The organism is Streptomyces sp. NPDC047971 (assembly GCF_040653355.1).
In the GTDB taxonomy this organism is placed as follows: Bacteria; Actinomycetota; Actinomycetes; order Streptomycetales; family Streptomycetaceae; genus Streptomyces.
This window is the reverse complement of record NZ_JBEZNW010000004.1, coordinates 281409-297896: the sequence shown is the minus strand read 5'-3', so window position 1 is coordinate 297896 and position 16488 is coordinate 281409. Positions and strand designations below refer to the sequence as shown.

Below are 16488 nucleotides of genomic sequence, written 5' to 3'. Positions count from 1 at the left end.
GGTGGGGGGGGTGGGCGGGGTGGTGGGGGGGGGGGCTCCTTGTCGCCCCCCCCGCCCCTCCTCTCGTGGTGTTCCGGCACGCGTCGCGACGCGGCCCCTCAACCGAGCGATCCCGCGGGCACGAGCCGGGGCAGCGCGGACGCCTGGCGGCCGAAGGCCGGCCGGGCCACGTCCCGTACCGTGAGGATCGACCGCTGGAGCCTGCGCAGTCGGGCGGAGGGCTCCATGCCCGTCTCCCGCTTCAGGCCGGTGCGCAGCCGCTGGTAGACCTCCAGGGCCTCGTCCTGCCGTCCGCAGCGCAGCAGGGCGACCATGAACTGGCCGTGCAGCGGCTCGTTGGTGCGGTACCGGGCGACGAGTTCGGAGAGGTCGGAGATCATCTCGAAGTGTCGGCCGAGCCGCAGCTGGGCCTCGACCCACTGGTCGAGGACGCTGAGCCGGGAGCGCTCCAGGCGCTCGATCTCCGTGCGCAGATGGGGGCCGGCGGCGACGCCCGCGTACGGTTCGCCGCGCCACAGGGCGAGGGCGTCGGAGAGTCGGCGCGCCGCCCGCTGGAGGTCGCCCGCCTCCATGGCCCGGTAGCCGGCGCCCGCGGCCCGCTCGAACTGCCACACGTCGCTGGAGCCGCCGCCGGTGTCGAGCCGGTAGCCGCCGGGCAGCGAGACGAGCACGGCTTCGGCGGTGTGGCGCTCCAGCCAGTCGGATCCGTCCGCCGGCGCCCCGGCCCCGCGGAGCGCCGTGGTGATGAGCGCCCGGAGATCGACGATGTGGGACTGGAGTTCGACGCGGGCGCCCCGCGGCGGCCCGGACGGCCACAGCTCCTCCATGAGGACGGTCACGGGAACGACCCGGTCCGCGTGGGCCGCGAGCAGCGCCAGCAGCTGCCGCGGCGCGGCGGCGGTCGGAGTGATCGACACCCCGTTCTCGCGTACCGACAGTCCCCCCAGGATCCGGACGTCCACTTTGCCCCCTCAGTGTCGGTGAACGGCTTGGCCCTGGACGATTAGAAAAGAGACCCGGAGGCATGTCAATAAGAAACCGCCGGGTATGGAATCTCGGGAGCAAAGAACGCGGAAGATTGTCCGTTTCACCACGCTTTGCCGACATCATGATTCCGTGAAGGGCGCAACGAAGCGCACCCGCGGGTCCAAGATCTGGACTCACGGGTACGCTTTACGAAGCCCATATAAGACGACGGGAAGATGTCAGCTTCGTGTCTTCCTCAAAAAACCGGCAGCCGGGTATGGTTTCGTCCCTCAGAATGCCCCTCCGGGGCGACGGCGGCCGGGGCCGCGGCAGGGCGCGAACAGGGCGCCGTGCGGCCCGTGGGTCCCGCGGCGCCCGGGCGGGCGCTCGCGGAGGCCCGCCCGGGCAGGGCGGAGCGGGCGGGTCCGCCGCGACACCCGCCGGCCGGCCGCCTCCGCGAGCGCCCGCTAGCCGGCCGCCGTCTCCGCCGCGCTCAGGGCGCGCGCGCCTCGGCCGGGCTCCATGTCGAGCATCGCCAGCACGGCGGGCACGGCGATGCTGGGCAGCACATGGCGGTAGAGGGCCGACGCCCAGCGGTCCATGTCCGCCCGGTTGCTGCCGAGGGCCTGGGTCATCAGGTTCAGGCCGGCGTAGGCGCCCACCACGAGCGGCGCCACCTCCTCCGGGTCGGCGTGCGGCAGCAGTTCACCCCGCTCCTTGGCCTCTTCGAGCACCCGCAGATTGAGATCGGTCCACTCCCGGTAGGGGCCGCTGCGGTTGAGCTCGTGGCCGCCCTGGTCGAGGGTGAGCCTGACGCTGCCCCGCAGCAGCCCGTCGTGGGTCAGCCGGTGCGCGAACACCATGCCGATGTCGACGAACTCCTGCATCTTGGAGACCTGCGGCATCGGCGTGGGCGCGGTCGAGACCTGCGCGTCGATCACCGCGTGCGCGAGGTCCTCCTTGGAGTCGAAGTGGAAGTAGAGCGCACCCTTGGTGACCTGGGCGAGCTGGAGGATGTCGGTGAGTTTCGCAGCCTCGTACCCACGCTCGTCGAAGACGGTGGCGGCCGCTTCCAAGATCGCCTGGCGCGTCCGAATCGCGCGATCCTGCTTCGCCATTGGGGGTCACGTCCCTCTCATAGCCCGATGCCCCACGGGACACACGCGCTCGCTCCGTGCCTGCTCGCACTTCACGGTCGAAAACAGCAAGTATGGACGGATACGTGCAGAGGGCACAAGGCATCGCACGCAGGCCGTTCGGCCGGGCGGCATCCGGCTCACACCATCGTGAAGCCGCCGTCCACCGGCATGATCGCACCGGTGACGAACGACGATCGGTCGCTGCACAGCCAGGCCGCGGCCTCGGCGATCTCCTCCGGCTCGGCGGTCCTCGGCTGCGGGGTGGCGGCGTGCAGCGCCTCCTCGATCCCGGGCACCGCGGCGAACCACTCGGAGACCACTTCGGTACGGGTCGTGCCGGGCGCCACGGAGTTGATCCGGATCCCCTGGGCCGCGTACTCGGCGGCGGCGGCCTTGGTCAGCCCGACCACGGCATGCTTGGCGGCCACGTAGGGGGCGGCGACCGGGGTCGCGAGGAGTCCGCCGACGCTGCTGGTGTTCACTATCGCGCCGCCGCCGGTGGTCAGCATCGCGGCGATCTCGTCCCGCAGGCAGTTCCAGACCCCGCGCAGGTTGACGTCCAGGATCCGGTCGTAGAGCTCGTCGTCCATCTCGTGCAGCGGCTCGCGGCCGGCGCCCCACCCGGCGTTGTTGAACGCCACGTCGAGCCTTCCGAAGGTGTCCACCGCGCGGGCCACGGCGGCCCGGGTGTCCTCGCGGCGGGTCATGTCCGCCACCACGTACTCGGCCTCCGCGCCCTGTTCGCGCAGCTCGGCCACCAGGGCCTTGAGTCTGTCCTCGCGGCGGGCGGCGAGCACCACGCGGGCACCCTCACGGGCGAAGACCCGGGCCGCGGCGGCCCCGATTCCGCTGCTCGCTCCGGTGATCAGGGCGACCTTCTGGGGCAGCAGGCGGTGGTCGGCAGTCATGGGACGGTCGTCTCCCTCGGCAGTTGGATGTGGGACACCCGGCTGTACGGCGCCGGGCGCGTCGTCGTCGACGGGCCCGGCGGAATCACGGGGCCGGCCGCGCGGGCGGCGGCTTCGAGTGGATGCGGCACAGGTCAGCGGTTCCAGACCGTACCGGCGGCGGCCTCGTCGTCGAGGGTCCGCAGCAGGGTCTCGTCGATCTCGTCGAGCGAGCGCACCACGTGCCGCACTCCCGCCCGGCGCATCAGCTCGCCCTGGAACCCGTGCGCGAAGTCGCTCGGGTGGCCGACGAAGGGCACACCGAGCTCCTTGGCGGCCTCCGCGACGCGGGCGACGTCGTCGATGAAGAGGATCTGGTCGAAGCGGACCCCGATGTCCCGCGTCAACTCGCGCACCCCGGGCCGGAAGTCGTTGGTGCACACATAGCCGGGCGCGTCGAAGAGGTGCGCCTGGTCCCGCAGGTGGAGATCGAAGTGGGACGCGTCGAGTCCGCCGTAGCAGACCGTCCGCAGCCCCAGCGCCCGCAGCCGCACCAGCAGCTCGGTGGCGCCGTCGAGCAGACGCAGCGGATGGTCGGCCAGATGGGCGGCGCGCTCCTCGAAGTAGGCGGCGAGCACGTCCTCGGGACTCCAGGACAGTCCGGCCGCGGCTCCGAGGGCCTTGGCGGCGGTGAGCTGCGTCTGGGAGAAGATCTCCCGCTCCACCTCGGCGTCGTAGTGGCCGCCACGGCTGGTGATGAACCGGTGGATGACCGGGCTGAACGTGTCGTTCAGCAGGACGCCGTCGATGTTGACGGCGGCGACGGTCATCTGGCGCAGGGGTTCCACGGAGTCTCCAAGGGCAGCCGATCGGCGGGGCCGGGCATATCGGAACGAATCGCTCAGATCATGACGCGACCACTCGAACCGGCGTCTCGGATATCCGAGAAACAAACCTGGCGGTACAGATTTCCGGCAGCTGGAAGATACCCGAAGCCACCTCACTCGTGAACCCTCGGGTCTCGTGAGTCGGACATCTGCCGTTCTGACAGGCGTCATTGAACGCGACCGGACTCGAAGGCCCTCCCCCCTTCCCCGCATCGACCTGACAGAACCGTACCCGCGCGCTTGCGAAACGTACCCCGGAGTTCGTAACTTCCGCGGTGCTGATCGCCCGAATCTCCTTAGTAGGCCCCTAGCAGAGGGATCTCATGCTGCAGACGCCCGCCCCGACCGACATCGTGCACACGGAAGCCTTCCGGGGTCTCACCACGACGGCTCCCCGCGAGTACGTCCACCGGGCCGCGCTCGCCGAGGTCTTCCTCACCGCCGACTGGACCCGCACGGACGAGGCGCACGTCACGCTCAGCGCCCAGTGGCCGCGCGGGCACTCCTTCTTCCGTCCGGTGGGTGGCACGCACTACGACCCGATGCTGGCCGCCGAAACGATCCGCCAGGTGGGAGCGCTGCTCGCCCACGCGTGCTTCGACGTACCGCTCGGCCACCAGTTCCTGATGTGGGAGCTCAACTACCGCGTGATGCCCGCGCTGCTGCCCGTCGGCGGGTCCCCCGCCGATCTGCGCCTCGACGTCACCTGCACCGACATCCGCCGCCGCGCCGGCCGGCTGGCCGGGCTGAGCTACGAGGTCGTGATCAGCGAGCGCGGCCGCACGCTCGCCACCGGCAACGCCCGCTACACCTGCACCAGCCCCGAGGTCTACCGCCGACTGCGCGCCGACCGCCTCGCCGAGACCGCGACCGTCCACCGGCCGCCCACCCCGCCCGTGGAGCCGCGGTCCGTCGGGCGGAGCGACGAGTTCGACGTCGTGCTCACCCCGACCGAGCGCGCCGACCGATGGCGACTGCGGGTCGACACCCGGCATCCCGTCCTCTTCGACCACCCCGGCGACCACATCCCCGGCATGGTCCTCATGGAGGCGGCCCGCCAGGCCGTGCAGTCCCTCGCGCCCGCGGGCCGGCCGGCGATGCCGGTCGCCATGGACTCCACCTTCCACCGGTACGCCGAATTCGGCAGCCCCTGCTGGATCGAGACCGAGCCGGCCGTGGACTACCCCGGCAGCCCGGAGCGGCTGATCCGGGTGACCGGGCGGCAGGACGACGAGATCCTCTTCACCGCCATCACCACCGTCGCCGAACCGGCCGCCTGAGCACGTCAGTTCAGGGACGCGGCGATCAGCAGCCCGAACGCGGCGGTGATCAGCACCGTACGGACCGCGTGGAAGGTGTTCCAGCGCTTCTCGAAGGCCGCCCGGGCCGCGGACGGTTCCACCCCCGTCCGCTCCGAGGCGGCCAGCGCGTTGTTCAGCGGAACGTTGCCCCCCATCGTGATCAGATGGTTGGCCACGGCACACACGAGACCGGCCAGGACCAGCCACTTCTGGGTGTCGGAACGCCCGTCGACCGGCACGAGGAACGCGGCGACCGGGAAGGCCGCGACCCCCGCGAAGACGATCAGGAACACCGGCTTGGGAACGTACTCGTTGATCCGCCGCATCGCGTCGACGAACTCCGCGTCCCCGAGCCGGGCGAGGGCGGGCATGATCCCGGTCAGGAAGATCAGCATGAACCCGGCGTAGAGACCGGTGGATCCGACGGCGAGAGCGAGCAACAGGGTGGCCATGGCCCCATCATGACGGGGGACACGGCCACCGCGCAGCGATTGTGGATCACCCGGAGTACGGATCACCCGACTCCGCGCCGCCTTGCTCCGCCAGCAGCCTGTCCGCCTGCCGGATCGACTCCGTCAGCTCCCGCACCACCTTCGAACCCGACCGCTCGGCGATCGCCCCCGAGCGCTCCGCCAGTTCGGACAGCCGCGGCGCGCCCGGCAGGTCGCCGCGGCGCAGCCGGTCGGCGAAGTAGGCGCTGACGGCGGTCAGCTGGAGGCTGTCGTGGCCCGGACCCCAGAGCGAGGAGCGCAGCGCGCCCGTCCCGACGCTCCCGGTGTTCTCGTGCGGCGCGCGGCTCTTCGGGTCGAGCCAGCGGACCGTGGCCGTGGCCAGCGGACCGTCGGCCCCGGGCCGCGTCTTCACCGCGTACAGCGCCGTGACCGTGTGCCCGGCCCCCACCTCGCCGCCGTCGACCCGGTCGTTGCGGAAGTCCTCGTCCGCGACCTCCCGGTTCTCGTAGCCGATCAGCCGGAAGCGTTCGACGGTCTTCGGGTCGAAGGCGACCTGCGCCTTGGCGTCGCGGGCGCGCAGCTCGATGTTGGCGGGCAGCTGGTCCACGAAGACCTTGCGGGCCTGCTCGACGGTGGAGACGTACGTGGTGTGGCCGTCGCCCTTGTCCGCCAGCTGCTCCATGAACGCGTCGCCGTAGTCGCTGCCCACACCGACGCCGAAGAGGGTGATCCCGTACTCCCTGCGCTCCTTGTCGATCCGGTCGAGGATCGAGCGGGCGTCGGTGTCACCGGTGTTGGCCAGGGCGTCGGAGAGCAGCACGACCCGGTTGGTGGCGCCCTCCCGGTGTCCCTCGACCGCGACGTCGTAGCCGGTGCGGACGCCGGCCTCCACATTGGTCGAGGAGGTGGTCCTCAACTCGTCGACGATGCCGTGGATCCGCTCGCGCTGGCCCTTGACCTTCGTCATGGGGAGCCGGGTCTCGGCCTCGTCGCTGAAGGTGACGAGCGCGACCGAGTCGTCGTCGCGCAGCTCGTCGGTGAGGATGCCGAGGGACTCCTTGACCAGGTCGAGCCGTCCGGTCTCGGCCATCGATCCGGAGATGTCGACGACGAAGGTCAGGGCGGCGGGCGGGCGTTCGCCCTTCCGGTCCGCGGCGGCGGTGGCGAGGCCGACCCGGACGAGCGACCAGCCGTCGTCCCCCGTCCTCGCCCCGTCGATCGTCACGCTGAAGCCGTCGCCCTCGGGCCGCGGGTAGTCCGGCCGGAAGCTGTTGACGAACTCCTCGGGCCGTACGGACGCGGGGTCGGGCAGCCGGCCCTCGGCGAGGGTGCGGCGGGCGTAGCCGTACGAGGCGGTGTCCACGTCCAGGGCGAAGGTGGAGAGCCGGTCGGCGGGCGGCCGGGACCGCTGCTCGCCCTCGGGCGCCTCGTCCTGGCGCGCGTCCGGACGGGCGTCCGGGGCGCGGTAGCCGCCGGAGGCCCGGTCCGAGCTGCGCGTGCCGTTCTCGCCGGCCCCGCAGCCGGTCAGCACCAGTCCGGCGGCCAGGATTCCGGCGGCGAACCTCGCCTTGTGGAGTCGTTTCACGTCATCTCCCCCTCGCATTCGAGCACTTGTGAATGTGACGTCCGAGGGAGCCGGACGGAGCAGACGAAGGTGTTGCGGATGGATCTCAATGCGGCAACGGCGGCCGGGGCCGCCTCCCGTGGCATGGACTCGCCATCCTCCTCAACAGGGGTTGTCACCGTGTGCAGTCACATGAGTACATGGAGTGGCACACCGATCGGGCGGGGGTGGTCAGCGGTGGCAGAGACTGCGGGCTCCGTGATGCTCGCGCGATCGGCGATGAACAGAGCGGTGCCCGAGGCGCAGCGGCCTCCGGGGCGCCCCGTCCGCGGCACGCGGCGGATCAGCGCCGCGCTGGCCGGGCTCGCCGCCTCGACGCGGCACGAGCTGCTGACCTTCGACGACCCGGTCGCCTCCGTGGGCCGTGCGATCCCCGAGCCGTTCCTGGAGCTGGCAGGAGCGTGCATGCGGGCCGCGGCGGAGCGGGCGCCGGAGGTCAGACGGATCGTGCCGCGACACGCCCTGCCCCATGTGGCGGGCGCGATCGGGGCTCCGGGGCGGGCACGCCTCACCGACTCGATCCCGTTCAAGATGATCGTCGTCGACCGGACGGTGGCGGCGGTCCCGCTCGATCTGGAGCTGCTGTACAACGGGCTGCTGCTGATCCGCGACCCGGTCGTCGTGCAGGCCCTGGTCCGCACGCACCACCTCAGTTGGGACGCCGGCGAGGACCTGGCCTGCGCCGCCTCGGCACCGCGCGAGCTCCCTCCTCAGCTCCGCCCTGTGCTGGAGGCGCTCCTCGCCGGCCTCACGGACGAGACGGCCGCCGCCCGCCTCCGTATGTCCGGCCGGACCTACAGCCGACGGGTGGGCGAGCTGTTGCACGCCCTCGGCACGACGAGCCGCTTCCGCGCGGGCGCGGAAGCGGCTCGAAGGGGGTGGTTGTGACGGGCCCGGCGGCGGCGAGCGCTGCCGTGCCCGGGGTCAGGACACGATGTCCTTGCGCGCGAAGCCCCGGAAGGCCAGCGCGAAGAGGATCAGCGCGTAGGTCACCGAGATCGCCGCGCCCTTGGCCATCCCGCCCCACTCCAGCTGCGGTTGGAGCGCGTCCGCCCAGGCGAACTGCCAGTGCGCGGGCAGGAAGTCGCGCCAGGAGCCGAGCGCCGTGACGGCGTCCAGGACGTTGCCGATGATCGTCAGTCCGACCGCTCCGCCGACGGCGCCCAGCGGGGCGTCGGTCCGGGTGGAGAGCCAGAAGGCGAGCCCTGCGGTGACCAGTTGGGAGACGAAGATGAACGCGACGGCCAAGGCCAGCCGGGGCAGGGTCTCGGCCGCCGGAAGGGCTCCGCCGGTCGGGAGCCGCAGGGGCCCCCAGCCGTAGGCGACCGTCCCCGCGGCGAGCGCGACCAGCGGCAGCAGCACCATCGCGGCCGCGCTGAAGCCCAGCGCCACGGCCAGCTTCGACCAGAGCAGCCGGGCCCGGGGCACGGGCGCGGCCAGCAGATAGCGCAGCGAGGACCAGCTCGCCTCCGAGGCCACGGTGTCGCCGCAGAACAGGGCGACCGGGATGACGAGCAGGAAGCCGGCCGAGACGAAGAGACACGTCGCGGCGAAGTTGGCCGCCGACGCCGTCGCCGTGTCCATCAGCGTGATCCGGCCGTTCCCGTTGCCGTCCGGGCCCCCGCCGATGGCGAAGGCGATGATCAGGACGAACGGCAGGGCGGCGAGCACCGCTCCCATGACCAGGGTGCGGCGCCGCTTGAGCTGCCGTACGGCCTCGACGCGCAGTGGCAGTGTGTGGCGCGCCCGGTAGCCGGGGGCGGTCTCCACCAGTTCTGCGGTCGTGCTCATGCGGATCCTCCTCCGATCAGGGTCAGGAACGCGTCCTCGAGACGCCGGTGCGGACCCACACCGGTCACGGGCACGTCCAGGCGCACGAGTTCGCCGATCAGCACGGTCGCGTCGGCCCCGTCGAGGCGGACGAGCAGCCCGCCCTCGGTCCGTACGGCCGAGCCGATCCCCGGCAGCGCGTCGATCTTCTCGACGAGCGGGTCCGGGACGGTGTCCCCGAGCGTCACGAGCAGGGTGTCCCCGGCGCCGGTGATCTCGCCGACGGGACCGGCCTGCACGAGCCGGCCCCGGTCCATCACCACGAGATGGGTGCAGGACTGCTCGACCTCCGAGAGGAGGTGGCTGGAGACGATCACGGTCCGGCCCTCGGCGGCGTACCGGATCATCACGTCCCGCATCTCGCGGATCTGTGGCGGGTCGAGTCCGTTGGTCGGTTCGTCGAGGATCAGCAGGTCCGGCAGGCCCAGCATGGCCTGCGCGATGGCGAGCCGCTGCCTCATGCCCTGCGAGTACGTCCGTACGGCGCGGGCGAGCGCGTCGCCGAGGCCGGCGATCTCCAGGGCCTCCTCGATGTGCGCGTCCTCGGCGGGGCGGCCGGTGGCCTTCCAGTACAGCTCCAGGTTGTCGCGCCCGGACAGGTGCGGCAGGAAGCCCGCCCCTTCGACGAAGGCGCCGACCCGGGAGAGCACCGGGGCGCCGGGCCGGATGGCCTGGCCGAAGACCCGGATCTCACCGGCGTCGGGGCTGATCAGGCCCATCAGCATCCGCAGGGTGGTGGTCTTGCCGGCGCCGTTCGGTCCGAGCAGACCGAGGACCTGCCCCTGTTCGACGCGGAAGGAGAGATCCCGTACGGCGTACCGGTCGGAGGACTTGGCGTACTTCTTCGTCAGGCCGGTGATCTGCAGCGGTACGGCGGCGAGTGCCGGGTCCGGGGCGGGGGCCGCGGTCCTGCGCCGTGCGGTGAGGAGCAGCGCGCCGGCGATCAGCGCCCCGGCGAGCGGCAGGCCCCACACCCACCAGGGCAGCACGGCCGCCTGGGTGTCCACGGCGGGCGCGGTGGGGACCGTCAGCGGGCTCTCCACGGCGACGGTGTATCCGGCCGGTGCGGCCGGGGAGGCGTAGCCGAGGTCGGTGGCGGAGAGCACCAGCACCAGCCGGTGGCCGGCCTCGATCTCGTGGTCGATCGCGGGCAGCGTCAGCTCGACGCTCCTGCCCTTGCCCGCGTCCTCGACCCGGACGGGGGTGACCAGCTGGGAGGGCAGCACCTGCCCGCGTCCGTCCGCGCCCACGTCGTAGACCTTGGCGAACAGCACGGCGGAACCGTCGGCGCTGTCCGAGGTGACCTTGACGCGGACCGTCGGCGAGCCCGTGATCCGTACCGGCTCGGCCAGCGGCTCGGCCGCGAACCGGGCGTGCTGGCCGGGGAAGTCGAGGGAGAGTCCGACGCCCAGCGAGGAGAGCTGGGAGAGGCCGCCGCCGACGCCGGGCACCGCGGAGATGGCGGGCGGGCCCGCGCCGGCCGGATTGGCGAAGGGCTGCGGGCGGCCGCCGCCCAGCGGCAGGGACAGCGCGTCGCCCGCGTCGCCGGAGAGCCCGGGGTAGTGGTCGGAGCCGGCGCCGCGCAGCTGCGCCTGTCCGTCGGTGGAGTCGACTCCGCCGGCGCGGCTGACACGGAACGCGGGCCCGGTGTCGGCGCCCGCGTCCCGCTTGAGGTGACGGTCGAACCAGCCGCTGATCCGGGCCTCGACGCGTTCGGTCTCGCGGTTGCCGCCGTCGTGGCCGCCCGCGATCCAGTCGACGGCGACGGGCGCGCCGTTGGCGCTGATCGCCTTGGCCATGGCGTCGGCGTGGCCGAGCGGGAAGAGGGAGTCGGTCTGCCCCTGGACGATCAGGGCCGGGACCTTGATCCTTTCTCCGACGGCGGAGGGGCTGCGGGCCTCCAGGAGCGTCCGGGCGGCGGCGTCGGGCCGCCCGGAGACGGCGACGCGCTGGTAGAGGGAGCAGAGTTCGGGCGTGAACCGTCCGCAGGGACCGTTGGCGCCGGGCCGGTCGGCGGCGGGCTGCCGGCCTTCGCCGCCCGGCCGGTCACCTGCGCCGCCCGGCTGATTGCCGGCGGAGAAGAAGATGCCGGCCCAGAGCTTCTTGAAGACGCCGTTCGGGAAGAGGGCGTCGGCGAGGTTCCAGTACGTGATCTGGGGGGCGATCGCGTCGACGCGGCTGTCGTACCCGGCGGCGAGGAGCGAGACGGCGCCGCCGTAGGAGGCGCCGGTGACGCCGACGCGCGGGTCGCCGTCCTTGTCCAGCAGGACCTCGGGCTGCCGGGCGAGCCAGTCGACGAGTCGCTGGACGTCCTTGACCTCGTGGTCGGGGTCGTTGAGGCCGATCTGCCCGCTGGAGGCGCCGAAGCCGCGCGCCGACCAGGTCAGGACGGCGTATCCGTCGCGGGCGAGCCGCTCGGCCTGGGCCTGGACGTCGTCCTTGGAGCCGCCGAAGCCGTGTCCGAGGAGGACGGCGGGCCGCTTCTCGTCACCGCCGGAGGTGTAGTAGGAGGTGTCGATCCGCGCCCCGGGCATGTCGAGCACCCGGTCCGCGCGGTCCACGGGTGGCGGTTCGTCCGTGGCGACGGCGGTCCAGGTGCCGGCGCCCGTGAGCACGGCGAGGGCCGCGGTGACCGCGGCCCACCGGGGAAGTCGGAGCTGCATGTCCCCGAGCGTAGGCGGACAGTCTGTGGGACACCGCTGCCCCGGGGCGGAAATCGCGGGCCTCCTGGAGTCGTACCGGGCTACGGTCGCGTACACCAGGCGCGGTACGCGCGCTGTGACCCGGGGCGGGTGAGCCGCGTGCCGAAGGGGGCCGGAGGCGAGCCGGGCCCTCGACGAGGGAGTGGCTGGGGATGGAGATCCGGCGGGCGACGACGGTGGCCGAGCTGATGGCCGCGGCGCACCTCTACGACGACGCGCCGCGCGCGGAGTGGGCCGAGCGGTTCCTCGCCGCGCCGGGGCATCTGATGCTGATCGCGTACGCGGAGGACGGGTTCCCGGCCGGTCTGGTGTCGGGGATCGAGATGCTCCACCCGGACAAGGGGGTGGAGATGTGTCTGTACGAGCTGTCGGTGGACGAGGGGTACCGGCGCCGGGGCGTCGGCCGGGCGCTGACGCGGGCTCTGGTGGCCGAGGCGCGGGAGCGGGGGTGTTACGACGCGTGGGTCGGGGTGGACACGGGCAACGGCCCGGCGCTGGCGACGTACCGGTCGGCGGGGGCGGGGGACGACGGTGAGTTCGCCATGCTGACGTGGGAGTTCGAGGTGAAGGACCGGTGAGGGGACCGGACGGGCTCTTGTACGTCGCATGCCGACACGAGACTCTGTGGCGCACCAACCGCCCGTACCTGCCGGTAACACGGCCCACGAAAGGTTCAGGTGCCCCACCACATGACCCGAATACCTCGCCGCGCCCTGGCGGTCGTCCCCGTCCTCGCGCTCGCCGCCGGCCTGCAGGTCGCCGTCTCCCCCACCGCCCAGGGCGCCCCGCTCGGTGATCTCCGCCTCGCCCCGGCCTCCCTCGCGATCGAGAACAGCTGGATCGTCGTCCTCAAGGACGGTTCGACCCGTGCGGCCGATCTGGGTGTGACGCCGAAGCACGAGTACACGACCGTCCTGAAGGGCTTCTCGACCTCGATGTCCGAGTCCAGGGCCAAGGCCCTGGCCGCCGACCCGCGGGTGGCGTACGTCGAGCAGAACGCGACCGTGCGGGTCGCCGACACCCAGACCGGCGCGACCTGGGGTCTGGACCGGATCGACCAGCGGAACCTGCCGCTGTCGACGACGTACACCTATGACACGACGGCGTCGAACGTCACCGCGTACATCATCGACACCGGAATCCGCACCTCGCACAGCGAGTTCGGCGGCCGGGCCAGGGTGGGCACGGACACCGTCGGCGGCGGCCAGAACGGCCAGGACTGCCAGGGCCACGGCACGCATGTCGCGGGCACGGTCGGCGGCGCGAAGTACGGCGTCGCCAAGGGCGCGAAGCTGGTGGCGGTACGCGTCCTGGACTGCAACGGCTCCGGTTCGACGGCCGGGGTGATCGCGGGCGTCGACTGGGTCACGGCCAACGCGGTCAAGCCGGCCGTCGCCAACATGAGCCTGGGCGGGGGTGCGAACACCTCCCTCGACGACGCGGTGAAGCGCTCGATCGCCTCCGGCGTGACGTACGCGGTCGCCGCCGGCAACGGCAACATCCTCGGTCTGCCGGCCCGGGCGTGCAACTACTCCCCGGCCCGGGTCCCGGAGGCGATCACGGTCGGCGCGACGGACTCCGCCGACAAGCGGGCGTCGTTCTCCAACTACGGCACGTGCGTGGACCTCTTCGCCCCCGGCGTGTCCATCACGTCGGCGTGGAAGGACAACGACACGGCGACGAACACGATCTCGGGCACGTCGATGGCGGCCCCGCACACCGCGGGCGTGGCCGCCCTCTACCTCGCCACCCACCCGACGGCCACTCCGGCCCAGGTGAGCACCGCCCTGGTGAACAACGCGACCGACGGCAAGGTCCAGAACCCCTTGTCGGGCTCCCCGAACAAGCTGCTCCACTCGGTCTTCTAGCCGACCAGATGCCCGAGGAGCCGGGTACCCGCCGGGTACACCCGCTCCTCGGGCATCCGCGTATGTGCCGACTTGCTCTCGCCGAAAAGCGTAGAAGACTGGGAAGTGACGACTAGGACGAACCGAGGTCGACATGCCCTCTCGTTCTGAGCGGCACTCCCCGAGCGAATCGTCATCACTGCCGGTACCTCACGTGAAGCGCGCAGGGGCCCTGGCCATTCTCTCCGTCGTCCTTCTCATCTGCGCCGTCTGCGGCGTGGGTTGGACGTCCTGGGACGCTTCGAAGGACTGGCCAGGCTGGCTCCAGACCGTGTCCGAGTGCTTCATGCGGTTCTTCGAAGGAGCCGCGCGCACGGTGCAGGGCGGCAAGGACGGAGCCGGCCTGAGCCTCCGTCTGTTGTGTCTGCTGCTCCTGATCCTCTTGTTCTGGGCCCTGCGCCGCTGGATGCTGCAGCGCAACGCGTTCAAGCCCGGTCCGGTGGACGTGCAGCAACTCGTCGCCTCGACTGCGGAAGGCGAACCGTACCTGGAGGGTCTCACCGCCCAACTGCGCAAGCAGCTGTCGGAGACGAACCTCTATCCTCCGTCCGCGCTCCCCGCCGAGTCTCCGGCGGAGAACTTCCTCGACCTCCTCGGCGACATCGACCTCGAGCCGAAGAAGCTGGGAACGAGCATCCTGCGTCTGTTCAGCCGTCTCCGGCCGAAGGTCGCCTACATGGTGCGGGGAGTCCTGCGGATACGGCCGCAGGAGCCCCGGTTCGGCGTCACCATCACCGTCACCTCTTATGCGTTGAGGGGCAGTCGCACGGACACGCGGTGGCACCAGACGTGGGAGGAAGCGGTGCGGGCCGCAGGGTACTGGGTGATGGCGGCACTGGTTCCGGTCACCCAGGCGAGCCGCGGGGCGCCCTGGCAGGAATGGCGGGGCCGGAGTCTCCCACCCGAACTGTTCGCCGCCTATCAGGAGGCGAGGGAGCTCAGCCGGGACCGGAAGTTCGACGACGCCCTCGACCGCTACTACGCGGCCCTACGCCTCGATCCCACCAACATCCATCTGCGGACGCAGATCGCGGGGACCCAGGAGAAGCTGTGGTTGCACCTCGACGCGCTCGAGACGTATCACGGAGCCATCCTCCTGGACGGGCAGAGCCGGCAGGAGCGGAACGCGCGCCTGAGAAGGGGCGCCTGGAATCCACGTCGATTCCTCTGCAAGCGCTACCGATGGTGGCGCAGCGGCCTCCTCGAAGCGCGTTTCCGCTATGCCGTCGTCCTCGGGATGGCCGAACGTACAGCCAGTCAGTGGTGCGAGTCGGCCTTGGATCCCGCCGACCACCGCAAGTACCGACGACGCGCCCAGACCCGGGCAGAGATCCGCAAGTCACTGGCGCCCGCGCTCGTCGAGAGGTACTGGCCGGCGGTCATCTACCTCACACCACCGGGGAGGAAGGAACCCATTCTGGACGTGTCGGATGCGCGGACCTGGCTGGAGCACGAGCTCGGAGACGAAGGCCTCGATCTGAAGACGGTCAGCCTGATCTTCCAGCTCGCCTGCGAGGAGGAGATGTACCAACTCGCCTGCGACTACCCCGTCCTCCGCTTCCTCAGGCATCCCAGTGGCCGGCAGAGCAGAGGGCTCACCTGGACCTCTCTCCGGCTCAATCGAGACGTGTGGGCGCGTCTGCGTCTGGCATGGGCCGTGGATCAGGCCCCGGGACACAAGGTCCCGGGATTGCGGACCGACATCTACTGGCCGGAGACCGCGGGCGGTCTCATGAAGCGGGTGCAGCAGGCCCGCGGCTGGTGCATCTGGCGGGGGACGACGGGGGTGCTCAGGACCGTGCGACTGTGGCCGCAACGGCCTTGGCAGGACAGGTACAACGCGGCCTGTAGCTACGCCGTGGCGATGCACGGCCAGGACGACGAGCGGAAACGGGACGCCCTTGCCGAGAAGGCCGTGGACGAACTCGAAGCCGCCGCGCGAGCGGACTTGAACAGCTTCCAACCCCTCATGCGCTCCTGGCTTCTCACGGAGGATCCGGATCTCGAATGGCTGCGCCCGAGCCCCCGGTTCATACGCTTCGAGCGCGAGAGGTATCCCCATGAGGCCCCCGACCGGGACCGGCCCAAGCGTCCCGTGGGGGTCGAGCTGGCGGCGTACGACCAGCAGCTCCTCGGAGGCACCGCGCAGGTCATGGAACACACGTGGCGGCTGCGCGGCAAGCTCCTCCCCGCCGAGTCACACCTGATCGCCGAGTGGTTCGTCAGCGAAAAGCTGGTCTGGCAGTGCGTCCATCGGGTGGCCGCCAACCAGGGGCGGGACTGGCGCGACCGGGCGAAGCTCCTGCAGACCGTGCGGGAACTCGCCGACGCGACACTGCTGGCGAAGTACGGCCTTCCGTCGAAGCTGCCCGAACTGGACGACCTGCTGGACGAGGCGACGTGGTTCTCCGCCGGGGCGGCCAAGGAGAGTCTCAGAGGATTCGAGGAGACCATCGAGGAACGACTGAAAGTCCTGAGCCGAGCCATCGGTGGGCCGTTCGACTCGATGTCGCCCATCCGGCGAAGCGACCAGTGGGTCGAGGCGGTCAAACACAACGGGCCGTTCCCCAACTTCGTGATGCAGGCCGCGGTCCAACAGGCATGTGCGGACTACGAGGCCACCTGGCGGGCGCTGCGTGACCAGCTCGATCCCGAGGACCATGAGCTGGCCTTCCCCAACGCCTTGCACGGACTCCATGAACCGGACGGGATGTGGCGGCTCCTCGCCACGGTCAGGACGACCGTGCCGACGGGCCTCCGTCGCACCGGTTGACCCCGGAGCAGGCAGCGACC

General features: G+C 71.4%; 13 protein-coding genes. 5 read left to right on the top strand and 8 right to left on the bottom strand.

Features of this window, described 5'->3' with window-relative positions; genetic code table 11:
* Window positions 1-98: 98 nt before the first annotated feature.
* From AB0D99_RS06810 to AB0D99_RS06795, 4 genes are all read right to left on the bottom strand, one after another.
* Window positions 99-962, bottom strand: coding sequence for an AfsR/SARP family transcriptional regulator (locus AB0D99_RS06810; RefSeq protein WP_362357673.1), 864 nt, complete (start codon window positions 960-962; stop codon window positions 99-101).
* Between the two features lie 471 nt (window positions 963-1433).
* Window positions 1434-2084 carry a ScbR family autoregulator-binding transcription factor gene (locus tag AB0D99_RS06805; RefSeq protein ID WP_362357671.1) on the bottom strand — a complete coding sequence of 217 codons (651 nt, stop codon included), beginning with the start codon at window positions 2082-2084 and terminating at the stop codon, window positions 1434-1436.
* Between the two features lie 158 nt (window positions 2085-2242).
* Window positions 2243-3013: a glucose 1-dehydrogenase gene (locus AB0D99_RS06800; RefSeq protein ID WP_362357669.1), complete on the bottom strand. Its 771-nt coding sequence runs from the start codon at window positions 3011-3013 to the stop codon at window positions 2243-2245.
* 134 nt (window positions 3014-3147) lie between these two features.
* A complete protein-coding gene (locus AB0D99_RS06795; RefSeq protein ID WP_362357719.1) occupies window positions 3148-3822 on the bottom strand; it encodes an HAD family phosphatase in 675 nt (224 codons plus the stop codon).
* 380 nt (window positions 3823-4202) lie between these two features.
* Here AB0D99_RS06795 and AB0D99_RS06790 point away from each other — a divergent pair, with 380 nt between their 5' ends.
* Window positions 4203-5159, top strand: coding sequence for a ScbA/BarX family gamma-butyrolactone biosynthesis protein (locus AB0D99_RS06790; RefSeq protein ID WP_362357667.1), 957 nt, complete (start codon window positions 4203-4205; stop codon window positions 5157-5159).
* Window positions 5160-5164: 5 nt separating this feature from the next.
* Here the strand turns inward: AB0D99_RS06790 and AB0D99_RS06785 are convergent, their stop codons facing one another.
* Window positions 5165-5632, bottom strand: coding sequence for an anthrone oxygenase family protein (locus AB0D99_RS06785; protein ID WP_362357665.1), 468 nt, complete (start codon window positions 5630-5632; stop codon window positions 5165-5167).
* Window positions 5633-5678: 46 nt separating this feature from the next.
* Entirely contained in the window at window positions 5679-7217 is a 1539-nt protein-coding gene (locus tag AB0D99_RS06780; RefSeq protein ID WP_362357663.1) for a von Willebrand factor type A domain-containing protein, read from the bottom strand.
* A 216-nt stretch (window positions 7218-7433) separates the two neighbouring features.
* Here AB0D99_RS06780 and AB0D99_RS06775 point away from each other — a divergent pair, with 216 nt between their 5' ends.
* Complete coding sequence (locus AB0D99_RS06775) at window positions 7434-8144, top strand: DNA-binding response regulator (protein WP_362357661.1); 711 nt, start codon at window positions 7434-7436, stop codon at window positions 8142-8144.
* Window positions 8145-8180: 36 nt separating this feature from the next.
* On the opposite strand, the gene AB0D99_RS06770 is transcribed toward AB0D99_RS06775, so the two are convergent.
* Together AB0D99_RS06770 and AB0D99_RS06765 are read right to left on the bottom strand one after the other, a co-directional pair.
* The gene (locus AB0D99_RS06770) at window positions 8181-9047 is read right to left on the bottom strand and encodes an ABC transporter permease (protein ID WP_362357659.1); all 867 of its coding nucleotides are present in this window, start codon (window positions 9045-9047) and stop codon (window positions 8181-8183) included.
* Window positions 9044-11749 carry an alpha/beta fold hydrolase gene (locus AB0D99_RS06765; protein WP_362357657.1) on the bottom strand — a complete coding sequence of 902 codons (2706 nt, stop codon included), beginning with the start codon at window positions 11747-11749 and terminating at the stop codon, window positions 9044-9046. The genes AB0D99_RS06770 and AB0D99_RS06765 overlap by 4 nt, the downstream gene beginning before the upstream one ends.
* Window positions 11750-11940: 191 nt before the next feature.
* On the opposite strand from AB0D99_RS06765, the gene AB0D99_RS06760 reads away from it, so the two are divergent.
* The 3 genes from AB0D99_RS06760 to AB0D99_RS06750 all read left to right on the top strand — a co-directional run bounded on the left by AB0D99_RS06760 (window position 11941) and on the right by AB0D99_RS06750 (window position 16468).
* Window positions 11941-12366, top strand: coding sequence for a GNAT family N-acetyltransferase (locus AB0D99_RS06760; RefSeq protein ID WP_362357655.1), 426 nt, complete (start codon window positions 11941-11943; stop codon window positions 12364-12366).
* A gap of 111 nt (window positions 12367-12477) precedes the next feature.
* Window positions 12478-13656 (top strand): S8 family peptidase, encoded by a 1179-nt coding sequence (locus AB0D99_RS06755; protein ID WP_362357653.1) that lies wholly within the window; start codon window positions 12478-12480, stop codon window positions 13654-13656.
* A 193-nt stretch (window positions 13657-13849) separates the two neighbouring features.
* Window positions 13850-16468 (top strand): hypothetical protein, encoded by a 2619-nt coding sequence (locus AB0D99_RS06750; RefSeq protein ID WP_362357651.1) that lies wholly within the window; start codon window positions 13850-13852, stop codon window positions 16466-16468.
* Window positions 16469-16488 lie beyond the last annotated feature (20 nt).

Excerpts from the sequence above, each read along its gene's own strand:
- AB0D99_RS06805 (WP_362357671.1), bottom strand. The coding sequence starts at position 2,084 with ATGGCGAAGCAGGATCGCGCGATTCGGACGCGCCAGGCGATCTTGGAA.
- AB0D99_RS06800 (WP_362357669.1), bottom strand. The coding sequence starts at position 3,013 with ATGACTGCCGACCACCGCCTGCTGCCCCAGAAGGTCGCCCTGATCACC.
- AB0D99_RS06795 (WP_362357719.1), bottom strand. The coding sequence starts at position 3,822 with ATGACCGTCGCCGCCGTCAACATCGACGGCGTCCTGCTGAACGACACG.
- AB0D99_RS06790 (WP_362357667.1), top strand. The coding sequence starts at position 4,203 with ATGCTGCAGACGCCCGCCCCGACCGACATCGTGCACACGGAAGCCTTC.
- AB0D99_RS06785 (WP_362357665.1), bottom strand. The coding sequence starts at position 5,632 with ATGGCCACCCTGTTGCTCGCTCTCGCCGTCGGATCCACCGGTCTCTAC.
- AB0D99_RS06770 (WP_362357659.1), bottom strand. The coding sequence starts at position 9,047 with ATGAGCACGACCGCAGAACTGGTGGAGACCGCCCCCGGCTACCGGGCG.
- AB0D99_RS06765 (WP_362357657.1), bottom strand. The coding sequence starts at position 11,749 with ATGCAGCTCCGACTTCCCCGGTGGGCCGCGGTCACCGCGGCCCTCGCC.
- AB0D99_RS06760 (WP_362357655.1), top strand. The coding sequence starts at position 11,941 with ATGGAGATCCGGCGGGCGACGACGGTGGCCGAGCTGATGGCCGCGGCG.
- AB0D99_RS06755 (WP_362357653.1), top strand. The coding sequence starts at position 12,478 with ATGACCCGAATACCTCGCCGCGCCCTGGCGGTCGTCCCCGTCCTCGCG.